The sequence below is a fragment of the Streptomyces yerevanensis genome, from assembly GCF_000716805.1.
In the GTDB taxonomy this organism is placed as follows: domain Bacteria; phylum Actinomycetota; class Actinomycetes; order Streptomycetales; family Streptomycetaceae; genus Streptomyces; species Streptomyces flaveus.
Genome location: NZ_JNWJ01000021.1, coordinates 246,868 through 266,594, shown reverse-complemented (window position 1 = coordinate 266,594; position 19,727 = coordinate 246,868). Strand labels below are relative to the sequence as shown.

Genomic DNA, 19,727 nt, shown 5'->3' with positions numbered 1-19,727 from the left:
GTACCAGGCCAGGGCCGTATGCCCGCCCTGCGACGGGCTGACGCACCGGCCCACGACCCCGCACCCCCCACCCACCCAGGGGCGCGGGGAACGGCGCGACCAGCCACGACGGACCCGCAGCCGCCCCACCGCCGGAGGCACCCCGCGGGGAACGGCGCGACCAGCCACCCACGAACCCGCACCCGACAACGAACCCAACCGCCGGAGGCAACCCGCTACCGTGGACAGGATGAGCGTCAACGACCGGCCCCCCGAGGAACCCGCGCAGCCCGCGGCAGCGGCAACCGCAGCGCCACGTTCGCTTGCCGAGCAACTACGGGCCCGCGACGACGCCTCCCTCGCCGCTCTCCTCCAGGCCCGCCCCGACCTCATCACCCCCGTCCCCACCGACCTCACCCAGCTCGCCACCCGCGCAGGGACCCGCGCCTCCGTGGTCCGCGCTCTGGAGCACCTGGACCGTTTCGCCCTGCAGACGGCGGAGGCCCTGGCCGTGGCCCCGGACCCGGCGACGTACGACACGCTCCTGGCGCTGCTGGCCGGCGACGAGGGCGACCCGGAGGTCACCGGCGCCCTCCCCCGTGCGCTCGCGACGCTGCGCGAGCAGGCGCTGGTGTGGGGCGCGGACGACCGGCTGCGGCTGGTGCGTACGGCCCGCGAACTGCTCGCGCCCTCGCCGCAGCACCCGTCCCCGACGGGGCTCGGCCCCACGGTCGCGGAGGCGACGGCGGGCATGTCGCCGGGGCGTATCCAGGAGATCCTCGCGACGGCCGGGCTGCCCACGACGCATGACGCGGTGTCGGCGGTGGCGTCGCTGACGGAGCTGTTCACCGACCGCACCCGGATGCGGGCCCTGCTCGACGAGGCCCCGGCCGACTCCCTGGAGGTGCTGTCGCGGCTGGTCTGGGGCCCGCCGTACGGGCAGGTCACCGCCGACCCGGCCGCCCGCCTGCGCTGGCTCATCGACCGCGGGCTGCTGCTGCCGACGGCGCCCGGCACGGTCGTACTCCCCCGCGAGGTCGCCCTGCACATGAGGGCGGGCCGCGCACACCGCGCAGTCGAACCCTTGCCCCCTGAGGTCGAACCCGCCGTCACGCATCGTCCACAGGTTGTGGACGCGGCGGCGGCAGGCCAGGCGTACACCGCGCTCGCGACCGTCGAGGAGCTGCTGGGGGACTGGGACGAGGGCGGCCCGTCCGTGCTGCGCGCGGGCGGCCTGAGCGTACGGGACCTCAAACGCACCGCCGTGGCCCTGGACGTACCGGAGCCGATCGCGGCCTTCTGGGTCGAACTCGCCTACGCGGCAGGCCTGTTGGCCTCGGACGGCGAGGCCGACGAGCAGTACGCGGCGACCCCCGCGTACGACGAGTGGCGGGAGCTGCCCGCGGCCGAGCGCTGGACGCGGCTCGCCACCGCCTGGCTGACCGCGACCCGCACGCCGGGCCTGGTCGGCGGCCGGGACGCCAAGGACCGTACGCTCTCGGCGCTGGGCCCGGGCCTCGACCGCTCCGCCGCGCCCGAGGTCCGCCACCGCGTCCTGGCCCTGCTCGCCGCGCTCCCCGAGGGCGCCTCGGTCTCCGCGGACTCCCTGATCGCCCGCCTCCACTGGGAACGCCCCCTGCGCACCCCCCAGTCCCAGGCCCAGACCCAGACCCGTACGGACGATCTACGCATCCGCCTCGCCCGATGGGCCCTGTCCGAGGCGGAGTTGCTCGGGATCACGGGCCGAGGAGCACTGTCCACGCACGGCCGGGCCCTGCTCGCGACGCCGCCCGACGCACCGCTCACGGGAGCCGAACTCGCCACAGCCGCCTCCCGCGCCGGCCGCCTCCTCACCCCCCACCTGCCCACCCCCCTCGACCACGTCCTGCTCCAGGCCGACCTCACCGCCGTCGCACCGGGCCCGCTGGAGCGCCCGCTGGCGGACATGCTCGGGGTGCTCGCGGACGTGGAGTCGAAGGGCGGGGCGACGGTGTACCGGTTCACGCCGGGATCCGTACGGCGGGCCCTTGACGCGGGCCGTTCGGCCTCCGACCTACATGCTTTCCTCGCCGCGCACTCGAGTACGCCGGTGCCGCAGCCCCTCACGTACCTGATCGACGACGTCGCCCGCAGGCACGGCCATCTGCGGATCGGCGCCGCGTCGGCGTACGTCCGCTGCGACGACGACGCCCTGCTGAACGAGATCCTCGCCGACAAGCGCTCCGCCGACCTGCGGCTGCGCCGACTCGCCCCCACCGTGCTGGCCGCACAGACCGACCCGACCACGCTTCTCGAGGGCCTGCGCGCGATGGGCTTCGCGCCCGCCGCCGAGTCGGCGGAGGGCGACGTACTGATCGCGCGGGCCCACGCGCACCGCACCCCGCCGCGCACCGCACCCGAGCCCGTACCCGGAGGCCCGCCGGTCCCCGACGCCACCCTGCTGAACGCCGCGATCCGCGCCATCCGCGCCGGTGACCTGGCCTCCACGGCTCCCCGCAAGGCCACCGCCGCCGCGGCCCCGAACGGCTCCCTCCCCCGCACCACCTCCGCCGAGACCCTCGCCACCGTGCAGGCCGCCGTCCTCACCGGCGAGCCCCTGTGGATCGGCTACGTCAACGCCGAGGGCTCCGCCAGCCAGCGCGTCATCGCCCCGATCCGCGTCGAGGGCGGCTTCGTGACGGCGTACGACCACACGGCGGACGAAGTCCGCACATACCCGCTGCACCGCATCACGGGCGTCGCGGAGCTGGCGGACGACAGCGCTCCGCTGGAAGCGCAGTAGTCAACCCGCGGCCCGGTGGGGGCTGGTCGCGCAGTTCCCCGCGCCCCTTATGGGGCGCGATACCGCACCGGACTTCACCAGGGCCGCTCAGCGTGTCATCTCCCGTCACCCTTCCGGGCGTACGCGTTGGATCATGCACGCCCGCCGGGGACTTCGCTCCCTTGAGGGGCATCCAGACCCATCTCGCATCGCGGCGCGAGTCGCCGGGCAGCCACCCGACGTCCTGATCAACGCCTGGTCAACAGGCAAGTGCGAGAAAGAGGTTGTCCCATGCGTACCACTCGTCGTGTCGCCACCGTCCTGATCGGAACTGCCGCGCTGCTCGGCGCACTCGCCTCCCAGGCCGCGGCGATCGGCATCGACCTCAACGGAGGCGCGGGCATCCTCATCTGACCCGCCCCCGCACACCCCGCGGGCCGGACTCGGCACACCGAGTCCGGCCCGTCCCCACCTGAGTTACCCGACTGAACTTCCGACCGTGTTTCCGAAAGGCCTGAAAGTAGTCATGCGTTCTCGTGCTGTCGCCACCACCCTGCTCGCCGCGGTCGCCCTCGTCGGCGTACTCGCCTCTCAGGCCCAGGCCGCGCCCGCGCTGCCGCTGCCCCTCCCAATCGCCGCCACCGAGCCCCTCGTCACGGAGGCCGCCAGCGTCGAGGGGCCGCTGATCAACAACGTCAATCTGCCCACGCTGAAATAGCCCGCCGCATGCGGTAGCTGTCCCCGTCGATTCGGACGATCTCCGCGTGGTGCGCGAGACGGTCGACCAGGGCGGGGGCGGCGCCGCCGAAGATCTCCTCCCAGCGCCCGAGGGGGCGGTCGCTGGTCACGATCAGCGAGGCCCGCTCGTAGCGGTGGGCGACGAGTTGGAAGAGCAGGTGCGCGGTGGCCGCGTCGAAGGGGGCGTAGCCGACCTCGTCGATGATCAGCAGCGGGTACGCGTCGAGCGAGGCCAGCTCCTCGGCGAGCCGGCCGCCGTCCCGCGCCTCGGTCAGCCGGTACGCCCACTGGGCGGCGGTCGCGAACAGCACCCCGTGCCCCGCCTGGCAGGCCCGCACACCGAGCCCGACGGCGAGATGCGTCTTGCCGGTGCCGGGGGGCCCGACGAACACCGCGTTCCCGCGGGCGGCGACGAAGTCCAGCTTGCCGAGGCGCGCGACGGTCTCCCGGTCGAAGGACCGCGGGTGGCTGTCGTCGAACTCCTCGAGCAGCTTCCGGGAGGGGAAGCCCGCGTCCCTGATACGGGCCTCGGTTCCACGGGGTTTGTACGGTGCGGTGGGCTCGGCGGTGGAGGGGACCGTCGGCCGGGTGGCCGACTGGGCCGGAATCGCCCCGGGCGGAACCGAGACGGACGGAATCGAGACGGACGGGATCGAGACGGACGGGATCGAGACGGGCGAGGGCTTCGGCTCAGGCTCCTGGTGAGCGGGGTCCTGAGCAGCGGGGTCCTTGGGCGCATCGTGATCCGAGTGCACCGGCATCGAACTGGCCGCTCTCGCCCCGGACATGTACCAGAGGATCGCCGCCGAGAGGATGAACGCCATGTGGATCACCGTTCCCCACATCAGCGAGTGGCGGGGGGTGTGGTGCACGTCCACGAACATCTGGAGCAGATGGACGGAAGAGATGCCCACGATGGCGGTGGCGAGCTTCACCTTCAGCACGTTGGCGTTGACGTGCGAGAGCCACTCGGGCTGGTCGCGGTGGCCCTCGAGTCCGATACGCGAGACGAAGGTCTCGTAGCCGCCGACGATCACCATGATCAGCAGGTTGGCGATCATCACGACGTCGACGAGCTTGAGCACGGCGAGCATGACGTACGTCTCGGTCGCGTGCCCGCTCACGATCCGGAGGATTAAGCTCCACAGCTCGTTGAAGAACTTGTAGACGTACACGGCCTGGGCGGCCACCAGGCCGAAGTACAACGGCGCTTGAAGCCATCTCGTGGCGAACAGGGCGTAGCCGAGCGTCGTGGTGGGCGTGGATGCGGTGGGCTTCAGGGGCTGCCTGCGAGTTACCTGCACGGTCCGTCATTCTTCGGAACCGAAGCCGCAAATCAGAATTGCCGCCACTCATTGGAATGAAAAGACATCCAATAGGACGGGTCACGGGGCGGTCCCCTGACGTCCGCGGACCGGACGCGATCATGGAGCACCGGACGCGGGCGTCCACCCCGTCCACGACCGCACACGCCGACGATCAGGCACACTGGACGTTTGGCCGACTGGAAAGGGTGCCTCGTGTGAATGGTCCACTCATCGTTCAGAGCGACAAGACTCTGCTGCTCGAGGTCGATCACGAGCAGGCGGACGACTGTCGTCGGGCCATCGCGCCGTTCGCGGAGCTGGAGCGGGCGCCCGAGCACATCCACACGTATCGGCTGACGCCGCTGGGGCTGTGGAACGCGCGGGCCGCCGGGCACGACGCCGAGCAGGTCGTGGACGCGCTGGTGCAGTTCAGCCGGTATCCGGTGCCGCATGCGCTGCTGGTCGACATCGCGGAGACGATGGACCGGTACGGACGGCTGACACTGTCCAAGCACCCGGCCCACGGGCTGGTGCTGACGACCACCGACCGGCCCGTACTCGAGGAGATCCTGCGCTCGAAGCGGATCATGCCGCTCGTGGGCACCCGGATCGACCCGGACTCCGTGGCCGTGCACCCCTCCGAGCGCGGGCAGATCAAGCAGACGCTGCTGAAACTGGGCTGGCCGGCCGAGGACCTCGCCGGGTATGTCGACGGGGAGGCGCATGCGATCGAGCTGGCCGAGGACGGCTGGGCGCTGCGGCCGTACCAGAAGCAGGCCGTGCAGAACTTCTGGCACGGCGGGTCCGGGGTCGTCGTCCTCCCCTGCGGTGCGGGAAAGACCCTCGTCGGCGCCGGGGCCATGGCCGAGGCCAAGGCCACCACCCTCATCCTCGTCACCAACACCGTCTCCGCCCGGCAGTGGAAGCACGAGCTGGTGCGGCGTACGTCGCTGACGGAGGAGGAGATCGGGGAGTACAGCGGTACGCGGAAGGAGATCCGGCCGGTCACCATCGCCACGTACCAGGTGCTGACGACGAGGCGGAAGGGCGTCTATCCGCACCTGGAGCTGTTCGACTCCCGTGACTGGGGCCTGATCATCTACGACGAGGTGCATCTGCTGCCGGCTCCCGTCTTCAAGTTCACGGCGGATCTGCAGGCGCGCCGACGGCTCGGCCTGACGGCGACGCTCGTACGGGAGGACGGCCGTGAGTCGGACGTGTTCTCGCTCATCGGCCCGAAGCGGTTCGACGCGCCCTGGAAGGAGATCGAGGCGCAGGGCTATATCGCGCCTGCGGACTGCGTCGAGGTCCGGGTGAATCTGACGGACTCCGAGCGGCTGGCGTACGCCACGGCCGAGACCGAGGAGAAGTACCGCTTCTGCGCGACCACCGAGACCAAGCGGAAGGTCACGGAGGCGTTGGTACGTCGCTTCGCGGGGCAGCAGACGCTCGTCATCGGCCAGTACATCGATCAGCTGGACGAGCTCGGCGAGCATCTGGACGCGCCGGTCATCAAGGGCGAGACCAGCAACGCGCAGCGGGAGAAGCTCTTCGAGGCGTTCCGGCAGGGTGAGATCAGCGTGCTCGTCGTGTCGAAGGTCGCGAACTTCTCGATCGACCTGCCGGAGGCGACGGTCGCGATCCAGGTCTCAGGGACGTTCGGCTCCCGCCAGGAGGAGGCGCAGCGCCTCGGCCGCGTGCTGCGTCCGAAGGCGGACGGTCACCAGGCGCACTTCTACTCGGTGGTCGCCCGCGACACGCTTGACCAGGACTTCGCAGCTCATCGGCAGCGGTTTCTGGCGGAGCAGGGGTATGCGTATCGGATCGTGGATGCGGATGAGTTGTTGACGGACAGCTGAGCGGCGGAGAGGCGGCTCACCGCCGACGGCGAACGCCCGCCTCCTCACCGTACTCCCCGAGCACGATCACATCGATCGCGGCGGATGCGAAGACCTTGACGGCGCGCACGGCGTCGCCGAGGAGGTGGCGGTGGTGACGGTTGTCGAAGGCGGTCGCGCCGGGCGGCGGACCGTGCCGGGCGGGGCCGGAGGCTGGGGTGAAGGTCGCTGCACTCATGTTTCCATGATGCGTTTCGGCCATTCGGGTGACATCGGCCTTTGGGCCGAACCTCCGCGACCTCCGCATACGCCTCTGGGCTGAGCCTTCCCCCTAGGGACCCACTAGGGGCAGTAGCCGCCAGGGAGTAGGCCAGGAACAGGGTCTGGCACCAGGAGCAGGGCCGCGTAATAAACCATTGGCCCCGTCATCGGCCCCTAGCCTAAAATCGCCGCTCTTGCCCGCCTCCCCTCGTGGAGTGCTGCCGCCCGGACGGAAACCGGCCGGCACAAGCCCCGCCGTACGACACGTACGGCGACGAGGCACACCCACGCAGCAGAACCCCAGGCAGCAGGACGCCACGCTGCATGACCACGCCCGGAGGCACCGCCGTGTCCACCCCGCCCGCCGACGACCCCCTCGACCCTCTCTCCCGCGAGCGCGCCCACCTCACCCGTTCCCGCGCCGCCCTCCGCGCCATGCGAGAGGACGTCGAGTCGCTCGACATCCGGGACGTCACCGCGAACTGGGTCAACGCGGAAGCCCTCACCCATCAGATCGACGAGCGCATCAAAGCCCTCGCGGACCTCTCCCACACCCCGCTGTTCTTCGGCCGCCTCGACTACCTGCACGAGCCGGGCGTCGAGCAGGCCGAGGGCGCGGAGGGCGAGCGCTTCTACATCGGGCGCCGTCACGTCCACGACGCCGACGGCGACCCCATGGTCATCGACTGGCGTGCCCCGGTCTCGCAGCCGTTCTACCGGGCCTCCAAGAAGGACCCGCTGGACATCGCGCTGCGCCGCCGCTTCGGGTACACGGGCGGCGACCTCACCGCGTACGAGGACGAACACCTCACCGACCCCACCGAGGCCGACGTCACCAGCAAGCTGCTCCAGCAGGAGATCGAGCGCCCGCGCGTCGGCCCGATGCGCGACATCGTGGCGACGATCCAGCCCGAGCAGGACGAGATCGTACGCAGCGGACTGGGCGGCACCCTGTGCGTGCAGGGAGGTCCGGGCACCGGAAAGACGGCGGTCGGCCTGCACCGGGTCGCGTATCTCCTCTACGCCCACCGCGACCGGCTCGCCCGCACCGGCACCCTCGTCATCGGCCCGAACCGTTCCTTCCTCCACTACATCGAGCAAGTGCTCCCCGCCCTGGGCGAGTTGGAGGTCAAGCAGTCGACGGTGGACGACCTCGTCGCCCACGTCGAAGTACGCGGCAGGGACGACGCACCGGCCGCCATCGTCAAGGGCGACGCCCGCATGGCCGAGGTCCTGCGCCGCGCCGTCCGCTCGCACGTCACGATGCCGACCGAGCCGGTCGTCGTCGTACGCGGCTCTCGGCGCTGGCGCGTCCCGGCGTACGAACTGGAGGAGATCGTCCAGGAGTTGCTCGACCGCGACATCCGCTACGGCGCCGCCCGCGACGCCCTGCCGCAGCGCATCGCGCACTCCGTGCTCGTACAGATGGAGCGGTCCGGCGAGGCCCCGGACGACCGCGTGCAGGACGCCGTCGCCCGCAACTCGGCCGTGAAGGCGGCGGTGAAGACGATCTGGCCGCCGGTCGACCCCGCCCGGCTGGTGCTGCGCCTGCTCTCCGACGCCGGCTTCCTCGCCGTACACGCGGACGGGATCCTCACCGAGGACGAGCAGAAGACCATCCTGTGGGCCAGGCCCGTACGGTCGCCGAAGTCCGCCAAGTGGTCCGCCGCGGACGCCGTGTTGATCGACGAGGCCACCGATCTCGTCCAGCGCACGCACTCGCTCGGGCATGTGGTGCTCGACGAGGCGCAGGACCTCTCCCCCATGCAGTACCGGGCGGTGGGCCGGCGATGCACGACGGGTTCGGCGACCGTGCTCGGCGATCTGGCGCAGGGCACCACGCCCTGGGCGACGCGCAGTTGGGACGAGGCGCTGGCGCACCTGGGCAAGCGGGACGCCGTCGTGGAGGAACTGACGGCCGGTTTCCGCGTCCCGACGGACGTCATCACGTACGCGTCCCGGCTCCTCCCGCACATCGCGCCCGGGCTCACTCCGGTGGCGTCGGTCCGTGAGAATCCGGGTTTCTTCGAGGTACGGACGACTGTCGGCGACACGGAAGTGGTGGACGCCTGCCGGGAGTTGCTGAGCCACGAGGGCTCGGTCGGCCTGATCGCGGCCGACGCCCGCATCCCGGCGTTGACCGAGGCGCTGACGGCGGCGGGGATCACGTATATCGGACCGGGCGAGGAGACGACGTACGAAACCCGCCTGGCCCTCGTCCCGGCCTCGCTCGCCAAGGGCCTCGAGTACGACTACGTGGTCCTGGACGAGCCGCGGGCCGTGGTCGACGGCGAACCGGACGAACGGACCGGCCTGCGCCGCCTGTACGTCACCCTGACCCGAGCCGTCTCGGGCCTGATCGTGACGCACGCGGCACCGCTGCCGCCCCAACTGGACTGATCCACAGGCCGGTTCACGGTTCAGGTCACTGGTCAGTTCACTGGGACGGCAGCCGCCAGTACTGCCGCTTGTCCTCGTCGCGCACGACGACGCCGAGCCTCGCCAGCTCCTCGCGCAGTTCCCGGGCATCCTCGGCGTCGCCCTGCTTCTTGAGCGCCTTCTCACGGGCCTTGAACAGGGCGTTCGCCCCCGCGGGCAGGCCTGGGGTGTCCGGGACCCAGCGCCGGAACTCGGCCAGGTGCGGGTCCTCGTCCACCCAGGTGTAGCCGTGCTCGGTGAAGGCGTCGGCGAGGCGCGGCATGGACAGGCCGCAGTCTTCCCTGGCGAGTTCCTCGCTGTTGTGGCCGAGCAGTACGAGTCGTTTGCCGTCCGGGAAGACCAGGCGGATCTTGTCCCGCGCGAACTCCCGGGATTCGTCCCGGATGGTGAGCACCACACGGCGGTCGGAGACGCGGACGGACAGCGACTCGTGCAGCAGGACAAGAGCCGCGAAAAGGCCCAGCAGCGCACCGACGGCCACCGCGCCGACGGTCACCCACGGCTCGGGAACCGAGTCCAACAACTCCGCCGGTCCCTTGAACGGCGCCCAGCGCAGGGTCACGAGCCAGCCGGCGAGCAGCCTGACCAGCTCACCGACCACGGCCCCGGCCGCGACACAGAGGACCAGGACGCCCCAGGTCGATTCGGCGAGCACGGTGGGCCGGTCGGCCTCGTCACCCCGGCTGACCTGGCCTCCTTGGTCTGCCCGTGCGTCCGGCTCTTTCTCCATGTCCACGCTCATACGCCCCCCTGTGTTCTGCTGCGCAGCCCTCAGTGTGGCGAGGGGCGGGACACCCGTCATCAGCCGATGGTCTATGGCTCGTTGACTTTCGTATGCGCTCGCGGGCCGAGCCAGGAGCGGGCAGGATTCGGGGGACGCAGGGGCCCGACTGGCGGTCCCTACCCGTCCAACGCCGCCCGCCACTTCCCGACCGCCGCCGCGGACACCGGCCCCTCCCACCCACCGGGCCGTGCCGCCCCGCCGATGTGGAAGGCGTCCACTCCGGCGGCCCGCAGCCGCGGTACGTGCTCGAGACGGAGCCCGCCGCCCACCATGAGCCGCTGCTCATAACCCGGCTCCCCGCGCCGCGCCGCCTCGGTGAGCAGCGTGGGGAGGCCGTCGTCCACACCGGCCGCCGAGCCCGCCGAGAGGTAGGTGTCGAGCCCGGGCAGATCCGCGAGCTGCTTGCGCAGGGCGTCTCGGTCAGCCGCCCGGTCGATCGCGCGGTGGAACGTCCAGCGGCAGCCGTCCAGTTCGGCGACGATCCGCTCCACCGCGGCCACGTCCACACCACCGGCCTCGTCCAGGAATCCGAGCACGAACTCGTCGGCCCCCGCACCCCGCAACTCCCGCGCGACGCTCACCAGTTCCCCGATTTCCTCGGTGCCTCCGGCGGCGAACCCGTCCCCCGGCCGCAGCATCACGCGCAGCGAGATGTCGACGGCGGCCCGGATCTCGGCGAAGGCCCCGGCCGACGGGGTGAGCCCGTCGGCCGCCATGTCGGAGACGACTTCGAGGCGATCCGCGCCCCCGGCCCGGGCGGCGACCGCGTCCTCGGCATCGAGGGCGATCACCTCCAGGACTGCACGCTTGCTCATCAGAACCTCTTCCCTTGGGGGCTGGGCGACTTGGACGGCTCTACAGGTCTAGTCCAATTCAAGGGTACGCGGCGAAGGGGAACAATGACTCCATGGCCGACCCCGAAGCCCTGCGCACCCGCTGGCTCCACACCCTGCAACGTGCCCGCACCACCTCCGCCCCCGATCCCGCCCCGTACGCCGACGACCTCCTCGCCCGCTGGTCGGAACCCCAGCGCCGCTACCACACGCTCGATCACCTGACGGCGGTCCTGGACCACATCGACGTACTGGAGAAGTACGCGGACGACCCGGACCTGGTCCGCCTCGCCGCGTGGTTCCACGACGCGGTCTACCTCCCCGACCGCTCCGAGAACGAGGAACGCTCGGCCCGCCTGGCCGAACGCGCCCTGACCGAAGCCGGTCTCCCGCCGGAGAAAACGGCCGAGGTCGCCCGCCTGGTCCGCCTCACGGTCACCCACGACCCGTCCCCCGACGACCCCAACGGCCAGGTCCTCTGCGACGCCGACCTGGCGATCCTGGCCGCACCCCCGAGGACGTACGCCCTCTACACCGCCGCCGTCCGCGAGGAGTACGCCTTCGTCCCCTCCGAGGCCTTCCGCGAGGGCCGCGCCACGGTCCTGCGCCAACTCCTCGCCCTGCCACGCCTGTTCCGCACCCCGCACGGGGCGGCGGAATGGGAAGCAACTGCGCGCTACAACATCGGCGCCGAGTTGGAACTGCTCGACGCCGCTCAGTGACCGCGTCCGGGTCAGTGACCGCGTCCGGGAATGCCACTTCATCCCCCGAGGTTGCCCATGAATATGCTTTCCCCCGTCGCCCGCGCTCCCGCCCGCATGCCCTTGGCCGTCTACATCCTCGGGCTCTCCGTCTTCGCCCTGGGCACCAGCGAGTTCATGCTGTCCGGCCTCCTGCCGGCCATCGCGGACGACATGAGCGTCTCGATTCCACGTGCGGGCCTGCTGATATCGGCCTTCGCGATCGGGATGGTCGTCGGGGCGCCCCTCCTCGCCGTGGCAACCATCCGCCTCCCCCGCCGCACGACCCTGATCAGCCTCATCACGGTCTTCGGCCTGGGCCAGATCGCGGGTGCCCTCGCGCCGAACTACGCCGTGCTCTTCGCGTCCCGGGTGATCAGTGCGCTGGCGTGTGCCGGGTTCTGGGCGGTCGGTGCCGCGGTCGCCGTCGCGATGGTGCCGGCGAACGCCCGTGCCCGCGCACTCGCCGTGATGATCGGCGGTCTGTCGATCGCGAACGTTCTCGGCGTCCCGGCGGGTGCCTTCCTCGGTGATCATCTCGGCTGGCGCTCCGCCTTCTGGGCGGTCGCCGCCGCGTCCGGGATCGCCCTCGTCGGGGTCGTCACCCTCATCCCGGCCATTCCCCTCCCGGCCGAGAAGCCCCGGCTCAAGCGTGAGCTGCGGATCTACCGGGACCGCCAGACCTGGCTCACCATCTCGATCGTCGCCCTCGCCGCGGGCGGCGTCTTCTGCACGTTCAGCTATCTCGCGCCGCTGCTGACGGACGTGGCGGGCCTGGCGGAAGGCTGGGTACCCACCGTCCTCGCACTCTTCGGGATCGGCGCGCTCGTCGGCACGACGATCGGCGGCCGGATCGCGGACGCGCACCTCTTCGGGGTACTGCTGTCCGGCATCGCGGCCTCGACCGTTCTCCTCATCGCCCTGGCCCTCCTCGGCCAGTACGCGTTCGCCGCCGTCGCCCTCTCCTTCCTCCTCGGCGTCTCGGCCTTCTATACGGCTCCCGCGCTGAACGCCCGCATGTTCAATGTCGCGGGCGCCGCCCCGACCCTCGCCGGTGCCACCACCACGGCCGCCTTCAACCTCGGCAACACCGGCGGTCCCTGGCTCGGCGGCGCGGTCATCGACGCGGGGTTCGGGTACGCCTCGACAGCGTGGGCCGGTGCGGCCATGACGGTCACGGCGGGGGCGGCGAGCGCCGTCTCGCTGCGGCTGCATCGGCGTCCGGTTTCCCGAGTCGTCATCGGGGCCGCATCCGCCGGCACCGATGAGTCGGTTATTCAGTCCCGTTCCGCGAACTGACCACCTATCGTCGCCCCCATGCGAGACATGGGCGGGGATCAGATAGAGGAAGCCGTCGCGGATGCCGTGGCGGCGCTGCGGACAGCGGCCGGGGAGCAGGACTGGAGCGTCAAGGCGGGCCGTCTCGAGTGGAGTTGCCGCAGGACGGCTGAGCACATCGCGTCGGATCTCATCTCGTACGCGGGGCAGTTGGCGGGCCGCCCCACCGACCGGTACGTACCGTTCCGCATCGACTGCGGCGAATGCGAGAGCCCGGACGACGTCCTGGACGTCATCGAGGCGACCGGCACCCTGCTCGCCGCAGCCGTCCGCACCACGCCGCGCGAGGCGCGGGCCTTCCACCCGTATCCCTTCCGCAGCGCGAACCGCGAGGGCTTCGCCGCGATGGGCATCGCCGAGGTGCTCCTGCACACGCATGACATCGCCGAGGGGCTGGACATCGCGTACGAGCCCTCGGCCGAGCTGTGCGAGGACGTACTCACCCGGATCTTCCCGCACGTCCAGCCAGGCCCCGACCACTGGCGCACCCTCCTGTGGGCCACCGGCCGCGGCGAACTGCCCGGCCGCGCGCCGGTCACCGAGTGGCGCTGGAACAACAACCTCGTCATCCCCGCCGAGCGGCTCACCCTGCAAGGGATCACGCCCGCTGCCGCCGCCGATCTGCAGGCCGGCGGCACGGGCGGCTTCGAGTGGATCGAGGGCGGCCCTTGCGAGAACACGCGGTTCTCCGCCGGGATAGTCATCAAGGCGTACGAGACCGGAGTTCACCGCCCGGAGTGGGGCGTGTTCGTCATCGTGCGCAGGGAGGACGGCCAGGCCATCGGCGGCATGGGCTTCCACGGCGTACCCGACGACGAGGGCCGCGCCGAGGTCGGCTACGACCTGGAGGAACCGGCCCGCGGCCACGGCTACGCCACGGAGGCGCTGCGCGCGCTGTCCACATGGGCACTGGCCCGCGACGACGTGAAGCTGCTGTGCGCGAAGATCGACCATGCCAACGCCCCTTCCCAGGGCGTGGTGTCGCGTGCGGGCTACACGTGGGTGCGGGAGGACGGGGAGCAGTACGTGTACGAGCTCCGCAGAAGCTGAGACCGCTCGCTCAACTCGTTCAGAGGGATTGCGTACGGCTCTTGCGCCTGCGCAGCCCCGCCTCGTAGAGCAGCCGCACCACCTCGCGGCTGCTGACCTCGACCGCTCCGGCGCGCACGACGTCCGCGTACCGATGCGACGGGATGTCGTAGTGGTCCCGCTCGAAGGCCCGGGGCGGGACGCCCAACTCCGCGGCGAACGCGTGCAGTTCGTCGTACGAGACGTCGCTGATCAGGTGCGACCACATGCGGCCGTGGCCCGGCCAGGCGGGCGGATCGATATAGACCGTCACGAGGAGGGCGCCCCGCCGGAGCCGCCGCCGGGCCCTCCCGTCGCCGAGCCGAGCGAGCCCACCGCCGAGACCTTCACGCCCGCCTTGTGGCACACCCAGTGCGGATCGGGCCCGAGTTCCGGTTCGACGTCGAGGGCGTGCGGGTCGCCGGCGCCGCAGACGGGGCACAGCGGCCAGCGCCCGTACCGTTCGAGCAGCGCGTCCTGTACGTCCTGGGCGACCAGCCCCGCCACGTACTCGACGCCCTCCGGCCACTGCTCCACCCACCAGCGCCGCTGCACCACCGACGCCTCGACGAGCGAGACGACATCGGCCTCGGCGACGTCGCCCGCGACGAGATCGGCGATCACGAGCGCACGGGCCGTGTGCAGCGCCTGTTCCAGGGGGCTGATGGGGTGTGGGGAGGGCGGAGGTTCCATAGCCCCATTGTGCGCCTACGGCACAAGTGACGGCGCTCCGTGTGGGCTGCGCGCCCGTCAGGGGCGCGGGGCTGTGTCGATATGCGGCTCCGCCGCGCGGGCGCGACCAGCCCCCACCGGGCCCGCAGTTGAAAACCCCCTGAGCCACCCCTTGACCCCTCCCCGCCGCCAAAAATACCTTTCACACGTGACCCAAAACGTGAAGGAAATTTTCACAGGCGAAGCGCCGCCGGCCCCCGCGGCCCTCGCCGCCAAGGTCCGCACCCTCGCCCCGTCGATGACCCGCTCCATGCAGCGCGTCGCCGAGGCCGTGGCCGGCGACCCCGCGGGCTGCGCGGCCCTCACGGTCACCGGCCTCGCGGAGCGAACCGGCACCAGCGAGGCCACAGTCGTCCGCACCGCCCGCCTCCTCGGCTACCCCGGCTACCGCGACCTGCGTCTGGCCCTCGCCGGCCTCGCCGCCCACCAGCAGTCGGGCCGCGCCCCCGCCGTCACGGCCGACATAGCGGTCGATGACCCGATCGCGGACGTCGTGGCGAAGTTGGCGTACGACGAGCAGCAGACCCTCGCCGACACCGCGGCAGGCCTGGACACGGTCCAGCTCGGCGCGGCCGTCTCCGCGCTCGCTGCGGCCGGCCGTATCGACATCTACGGAGTCGGCGCCTCCGGCCTGGTCGCCCAGGACCTCCACCAGAAGCTCCTGCGCATCGGCCTCATAGCCCACGCGTTCAGCGACCCCCATCTCGCGGTCACCAACGCCGTGCAACTGCGCGCCAAGGACGTGGCCATCGCGATCACCCACTCCGGTTCGACCGGCGACGTCATCGAACCGCTACGGGTCGCCTTCGAGCGGGGCGCCACGACGGTCGCGATCACCGGCCGCCCGGACGGTCCGGTCTCGCAGTACGCCGACCACGTGCTCACCACGTCGACGGCCCGCGAGAGCGAGTTGCGGCCGGCCGCCATGTCGTCCCGTACGAGCCAACTGCTGGTGGTGGACTGCCTGTTCATAGGCGTGGCCCAGCGGACGTACGAGACGGCGGCGCCGGCGCTGGCCGCGTCCTACGAGGCGCTGGCACACCGTCACGCTCCGCGGGGGGCGCGGTAGCGCTCCGCTTGGCAAGCAGTTATTCGTCCGCGGGTGAGTGGGGGCTGGTCGCGCAGTTCCCCGCGCCCCTTACGGGGCGCTCAGCCCACCCGGAGAATCAGCGAACAAGCCCCGGAAGTACCACCGGAAAGAGCCGCCCTACATGACCTCCCCCACCGACGCCTCCTCCAACTACCGTGACGTACGAGACGAGTTGGAGGCCCTGACCACCGAGGCGTTCCGTCCCGAGCTCGCTCGGATCGACCAGTTGCCCACCCTCGAGATCGCGAAGATCATGAACGGCGAGGACGCGACCGTACCGACCGCCGTCGCCACGCAGCTCCCGCGGATCGCCGCCGCGATCGACGCCGTCGCGGACCGTATGGCGCGCGGTGGACGCCTGGTCTACGCGGGCGCGGGCACCGCCGGCCGCCTCGGCATCCTCGACGCGTCCGAGTGCCCGCCCACCTTCAACACGGACCCCTCCGAGGTCGTCGGCCTGATCGCGGGCGGCCCGAGCGCCACGGTCAACTCCATCGAGGGCGCCGAGGACTCCAAGGAGCTGGCGGCCGAGGACCTGGCCGCGTTGGGCATCACCGCCGACGACACGGTGGTCGGCGTCTCGGCCTCCGGCCGGACCCCGTACGCGATCGGCGCGGTGGAACACGCCCGCGCACTCGGCGCCCTGACCATCGGCCTGTCCTGCAACGCGGACAGCGCGCTCGCGGCGGCGGCCGACCACGGCATCGAGGTCGTCGTGGGCCCCGAACTGCTCACCGGCTCGACGCGCCTGAAGGCGGGCACGGCCCAGAAGCTGGTCCTCAACATGCTGTCGACGATCACGATGATCCGCCTGGGCAAGACGTACGGGAACCTGATGGTCGACGTACGCGCCTCGAACGACAAGCTCCGGGCCCGTTCGCGCCGTATCGTCGCGCTGGCCACGGGCGCGCCCGACGACCAGATCGAGGCGGCCCTGAGCGCGGCCGACGGCGAGACAAAGAACGCGATCCTCGTCCTCCTCGCCGACATCGACGCCGCCACCGCCGCCCGCCTGCTCACCGAGGCGAACGGCCACCTCCGGGTGGCTCTCCAGGCGGCCCTGGCGAGCGACTGAGGAGCGGCCGAGCAGCGGCCCGAGCCGGCTCCCGGGGGCGACAGTCACGCTCGAGTCCGGGCTTCCGGGGCGGACTGTCAGCGGCGCATGTGATTCTTGGGGACGTCGGCAGCACAGCTCCGCTCCCGGGAGGGGACGACCACCATGAACCACGCACAGCTGACCGCCCTGGGCCGCGCCCTGCGGCTTCTCGGCGAGCACGGCGAGGCCCTGGGCACGGACACACTCGACGCGAAGCTGCACGAGGTCAAGGCGGACCTGAAGCGGGCCCTGGATCTGCTCGAGGAAACCGTCACCACGGCGAAGCCCACCACGCGCTGCGCCGAGCACCCCACAGGCCCGGTCGACGAGGACGCCCCCGACCTGTGCCTGCTCTGCGAGACCCGCCGCCGAATCGCCCGCCGCTCGAAGGTCAACGACTCCTTCACCCAGGGCCGTCCGACCGCCCCGGACGAGACGCTCGAGCGCACGAAGTCCCGCTACGGCGTACGGGGCGACCGCCCTCAACCCCAGCAGCGCTGGCTCCCCGAGATGTGGACGGGCCAGGTCTGGCAACTCTGCGGCACCCCCCGCCGCGACAAACAGGAAGCCGAGCTGTTCCTCGCCGCCCAGCGCCGCAGCCCCCACCCCGGCATGGCCTACCGCCTGGTCCACGAGTTCACCGACTACGAGGTCCTACGCATCTGGGGCGAACCCCGGAAGATCGACATCGAACCCATGGGCAACCTCTAACGCTCCGGCAAGACCTCCGGCGCCGTCACAGGACTGACAACGTCCGCCCTCACAGCCCCCGTTCGCGACAGCCCCGTTCGCGACTCCAAGAACCCCCACGACCCGAAGCTCGCGTTCCGGGCCGAGGCCTGGTCTGGCTTCGTCGAAGCCCTCAAGCACAACCAGAGAGCTGCCCGGTGGGCGGTGTAGGTGGGGCACGGGATTGTGACACTTCCAGAGCAAGTGTCACAGTTTTTCGCGACAGGTAACCGGGGGCGTACGGCTGGACGCCGAGCTGGGGCCCCTTCACTCTCTCCCGAAGCTCAAGCGCCGAGCTCCGAGCCCTGCTTCTGAGGATTGGGAGGAGGGCTTCAACCCGCCCACCCTCCCCGCGAGTTGACGTGACGCGACCGACTTGCCACGGACAGTCACATGGGCTTAGCTTGCCCGCATAACGAACAACCCCCGCTAGGTGCGGCAAACACCTGCGGGGGTTTGACCTACGAGATCGAAAGCGCTCGATCCCATGGCTGAAGCCAACCTTAGTGCTACCTTCCTGCCCGCGCACGCGTCCCCGCACCCGATGGCCAACCCGGGTTACGGAAAACTCAGCGCCCCGGACCAACTCCCCCACACCGCCCACGACTTCGCCCACCTCCCACCCCGCGAAGCCGCCATCGCCGCGTACATCGACCGCCTCCCCAACGGCGCCGACATCTCCGTGAAGACGCTGGCCAAGACACTCCCGTACGGCCAGTGCGCCCTCCGAACGGCCCTCAACAACATCCAGCAGGCAGGCCACTTGCGCCGGGGCCGCGAACACCTGGCCGGCTCGGGAAGCCCACGCTGGATCACCCGAACGTGGTTCTCGCGAACGGCACGGGACGACGACTGGTGGGCGGCGTTCACGCGGGGCGACGTACCTCAGGAGCAGGAACCTTCAGCGGACCGGCGAGGGCCCACTCGCTCCCGCGCCTACATCCTCCTCGCGGCCCTCGGCCGTGCGACCCCGGCTCTGTCCCTGTCGGCCAAGGCCTGCGCGGACCTCGCCCCGCTCCTCACGGAGTGGTTCGCGAGGGGCGCCACCGACGAGCACGTACTCCAGGCCCTGACCGCAGGTCTCCCGACCCCGGTCCACAGCCCGGCCGCCCTCGTCCGCAACCGCCTGACCAGCAAGCTCCCGCCGGAGCCCACACCGGCCGCCGCACGCCCGCCCCTCCGCGTACTGGAGTGCGCGAAGTGCGGCGCACCGGGCCGCCCGGAGGCTCTGCCGGGCGGCGTTTGCGGCCCGTGCCGAGGCGAGACCGCTCCACCCCAGCCCTCCATGCCCCTGACGTCCACCGCAGTCCACGCCCACGCCGCCGCAGCCCGCGCGGCAATGGTCGACCGACGAGAAAGGCCACGTCTATGACCGCTCCAGGAATTGCCCGCGAAACAGCAGCCAAATGAATCCACCGCACACACTCGCAGGTGTGTACAGTTTTCTCATGGAGACGTATCCGCTCGTGGAAGCCCGCAACCAACTCGGACAACTGGTCGGCCGGGTCAGGCACGGTCAGGAACACATCCTGATCTCGGAGTACGGAAAGCCTGCCGCCGCGCTCATCCCGATAAGCGAACTGGAAGAGTTGCAGCGACTGCGGGACGAGGCGGACATCGCCGAAGCGCAGGCACGTGAGGCGAACCCGTCCGGCCCGTCCATGTCCCACGACGACTTCATGGCCCAGTTGGAGGCGGAAGATCGCCAGGAGGCCGCTTCGTGACCTACGCACTGGTGTGGGAACACCACGCCATGAGCGAGTTCCGGAGGCTCCGAACCCTCGACCCCATCGGGGCCAAGGCCACAACCGCAGCAGTACGCGCACTCGCCGACGACCCGCGTCCCGAAGCAGCCCGCGCGCTTGGCGCATCCGGCTACTACCGACTGCACGTCGGCACTTGGCGGATTCTGTATCGACCGGACGACTCCACCATCACCGTCCACGTGCTGAAGGTCGGTCGGAGTACCTGAAGCGCCGCACAGAATTCGAGGG

21 protein-coding genes are annotated in these 19,727 nt (G+C 71.0%); 15 read left to right on the top strand and 6 right to left on the bottom strand.

Annotation, left to right across the window (positions count from 1 at the left end):
* Nucleotides 1-229: 229 nt before the first annotated feature.
* The 3 genes from OP79_RS23315 to OP79_RS23310 all read left to right on the top strand — a co-directional run bounded on the left by OP79_RS23315 (nucleotide 230) and on the right by OP79_RS23310 (nucleotide 3,458).
* Nucleotides 230-2,761, top strand: a complete 2,532-nt coding sequence (locus tag OP79_RS23315) for a helicase C-terminal domain-containing protein (protein WP_033322431.1) — start codon at nucleotides 230-232, stop codon at nucleotides 2,759-2,761.
* 270 nt (nucleotides 2,762-3,031) lie between these two features.
* Complete coding sequence (locus tag OP79_RS58070) at nucleotides 3,032-3,154, top strand: hypothetical protein (protein ID WP_281193235.1); 123 nt, start codon at nucleotides 3,032-3,034, stop codon at nucleotides 3,152-3,154.
* Between the two features lie 112 nt (nucleotides 3,155-3,266).
* Entirely contained in the window at nucleotides 3,267-3,458 is a 192-nt protein-coding gene (locus tag OP79_RS23310; protein ID WP_033322429.1) for a hypothetical protein, read from the top strand.
* Here the strand turns inward: OP79_RS23310 and istB are convergent.
* Nucleotides 3,436-4,782, bottom strand: a complete 1,347-nt coding sequence (istB, locus tag OP79_RS23305) for an IS21-like element helper ATPase IstB (protein ID WP_033322428.1) — start codon at nucleotides 4,780-4,782, stop codon at nucleotides 3,436-3,438. The two genes, OP79_RS23310 and istB, sit on opposite strands and share 23 nt — an antisense overlap.
* Before the next feature lie 218 nt (nucleotides 4,783-5,000).
* Between istB and OP79_RS23300 the strand changes: the two genes are divergently transcribed.
* The gene (locus tag OP79_RS23300; RefSeq protein ID WP_033322426.1) at nucleotides 5,001-6,644 is read left to right on the top strand and encodes a DNA repair helicase XPB; all 1,644 of its coding nucleotides are present in this window, start codon (nucleotides 5,001-5,003) and stop codon (nucleotides 6,642-6,644) included.
* Between the two features lie 16 nt (nucleotides 6,645-6,660).
* Here OP79_RS23300 and OP79_RS23295 read toward each other — a convergent pair whose 3' ends face one another.
* Complete coding sequence (locus tag OP79_RS23295) at nucleotides 6,661-6,861, bottom strand: hypothetical protein (protein ID WP_033322424.1); 201 nt, start codon at nucleotides 6,859-6,861, stop codon at nucleotides 6,661-6,663.
* Nucleotides 6,862-7,208: 347 nt separating this feature from the next.
* On the opposite strand from OP79_RS23295, the gene OP79_RS23290 reads away from it, so the two are divergent.
* A complete protein-coding gene (locus OP79_RS23290) occupies nucleotides 7,209-9,284 on the top strand; it encodes a HelD family protein (protein ID WP_033322422.1) in 2,076 nt (691 codons plus the stop codon).
* Nucleotides 9,285-9,321: 37 nt separating this feature from the next.
* Here the strand turns inward: OP79_RS23290 and OP79_RS23285 are convergent, their stop codons facing one another.
* Together OP79_RS23285 and OP79_RS23280 are read right to left on the bottom strand one after the other, a co-directional pair.
* The gene (locus OP79_RS23285; RefSeq protein ID WP_033322420.1) at nucleotides 9,322-10,065 is read right to left on the bottom strand and encodes a YqeB family protein; all 744 of its coding nucleotides are present in this window, start codon (nucleotides 10,063-10,065) and stop codon (nucleotides 9,322-9,324) included.
* Between the two features lie 158 nt (nucleotides 10,066-10,223).
* On the bottom strand, nucleotides 10,224-10,922 hold the full coding sequence (locus OP79_RS23280) for a copper homeostasis protein CutC (protein WP_033322418.1): 699 nt from the start codon (nucleotides 10,920-10,922) through the stop codon (nucleotides 10,224-10,226).
* 92 nt (nucleotides 10,923-11,014) lie between these two features.
* On the opposite strand from OP79_RS23280, the gene OP79_RS23275 reads away from it, so the two are divergent.
* The 3 genes from OP79_RS23275 to OP79_RS23265 all read left to right on the top strand — a co-directional run bounded on the left by OP79_RS23275 (nucleotide 11,015) and on the right by OP79_RS23265 (nucleotide 14,068).
* Nucleotides 11,015-11,662 (top strand): HD domain-containing protein, encoded by a 648-nt coding sequence (locus OP79_RS23275; protein WP_033322416.1) that lies wholly within the window; start codon nucleotides 11,015-11,017, stop codon nucleotides 11,660-11,662.
* A gap of 96 nt (nucleotides 11,663-11,758) precedes the next feature.
* The gene (locus OP79_RS23270; protein WP_106972456.1) at nucleotides 11,759-12,979 is read left to right on the top strand and encodes a Cmx/CmrA family chloramphenicol efflux MFS transporter; all 1,221 of its coding nucleotides are present in this window, start codon (nucleotides 11,759-11,761) and stop codon (nucleotides 12,977-12,979) included.
* A gap of 18 nt (nucleotides 12,980-12,997) precedes the next feature.
* The gene (locus OP79_RS23265) at nucleotides 12,998-14,068 is read left to right on the top strand and encodes a GNAT family N-acetyltransferase (protein ID WP_106972455.1); all 1,071 of its coding nucleotides are present in this window, start codon (nucleotides 12,998-13,000) and stop codon (nucleotides 14,066-14,068) included.
* Between the two features lie 19 nt (nucleotides 14,069-14,087).
* Here the strand turns inward: OP79_RS23265 and OP79_RS23260 are convergent, their stop codons facing one another.
* Together OP79_RS23260 and OP79_RS23255 are read right to left on the bottom strand one after the other, a co-directional pair.
* Nucleotides 14,088-14,360, bottom strand: a complete 273-nt coding sequence (locus OP79_RS23260) for a DUF4031 domain-containing protein (protein WP_033322412.1) — start codon at nucleotides 14,358-14,360, stop codon at nucleotides 14,088-14,090.
* The gene (locus OP79_RS23255; RefSeq protein ID WP_033322410.1) at nucleotides 14,357-14,779 is read right to left on the bottom strand and encodes a hypothetical protein; all 423 of its coding nucleotides are present in this window, start codon (nucleotides 14,777-14,779) and stop codon (nucleotides 14,357-14,359) included. Before OP79_RS23255 ends, OP79_RS23260 begins: the two co-directional genes overlap by 4 nt.
* A gap of 187 nt (nucleotides 14,780-14,966) precedes the next feature.
* Here OP79_RS23255 and OP79_RS23250 point away from each other — a divergent pair, with 187 nt between their 5' ends.
* The 7 genes from OP79_RS23250 (at nucleotide 14,967) to OP79_RS23225 (ending at nucleotide 19,705) form a co-directional block, all read left to right on the top strand.
* Nucleotides 14,967-15,887 carry a MurR/RpiR family transcriptional regulator gene (locus OP79_RS23250; RefSeq protein ID WP_033322408.1) on the top strand — a complete coding sequence of 307 codons (921 nt, stop codon included), beginning with the start codon at nucleotides 14,967-14,969 and terminating at the stop codon, nucleotides 15,885-15,887.
* Nucleotides 15,888-16,029: 142 nt separating this feature from the next.
* Nucleotides 16,030-16,983 carry an N-acetylmuramic acid 6-phosphate etherase gene (gene murQ, locus OP79_RS23245; protein WP_033322406.1) on the top strand — a complete coding sequence of 318 codons (954 nt, stop codon included), beginning with the start codon at nucleotides 16,030-16,032 and terminating at the stop codon, nucleotides 16,981-16,983.
* A 144-nt stretch (nucleotides 16,984-17,127) separates the two neighbouring features.
* Nucleotides 17,128-17,715 (top strand): hypothetical protein, encoded by a 588-nt coding sequence (locus OP79_RS23240; protein WP_033322404.1) that lies wholly within the window; start codon nucleotides 17,128-17,130, stop codon nucleotides 17,713-17,715.
* A 33-nt stretch (nucleotides 17,716-17,748) separates the two neighbouring features.
* The gene (locus tag OP79_RS52040; protein ID WP_078491962.1) at nucleotides 17,749-17,904 is read left to right on the top strand and encodes a DUF397 domain-containing protein; all 156 of its coding nucleotides are present in this window, start codon (nucleotides 17,749-17,751) and stop codon (nucleotides 17,902-17,904) included.
* A gap of 316 nt (nucleotides 17,905-18,220) precedes the next feature.
* Nucleotides 18,221-19,105: a hypothetical protein gene (locus tag OP79_RS23235; RefSeq protein ID WP_425428592.1), complete on the top strand. Its 885-nt coding sequence runs from the start codon at nucleotides 18,221-18,223 to the stop codon at nucleotides 19,103-19,105.
* 76 nt (nucleotides 19,106-19,181) lie between these two features.
* Nucleotides 19,182-19,457 (top strand): type II toxin-antitoxin system Phd/YefM family antitoxin, encoded by a 276-nt coding sequence (locus OP79_RS23230; RefSeq protein ID WP_157857355.1) that lies wholly within the window; start codon nucleotides 19,182-19,184, stop codon nucleotides 19,455-19,457.
* Complete coding sequence (locus OP79_RS23225; protein WP_051744840.1) at nucleotides 19,454-19,705, top strand: type II toxin-antitoxin system RelE family toxin; 252 nt, start codon at nucleotides 19,454-19,456, stop codon at nucleotides 19,703-19,705. Before OP79_RS23230 ends, OP79_RS23225 begins: the two co-directional genes overlap by 4 nt.
* Nucleotides 19,706-19,727: the final 22 nt, after the last annotated feature.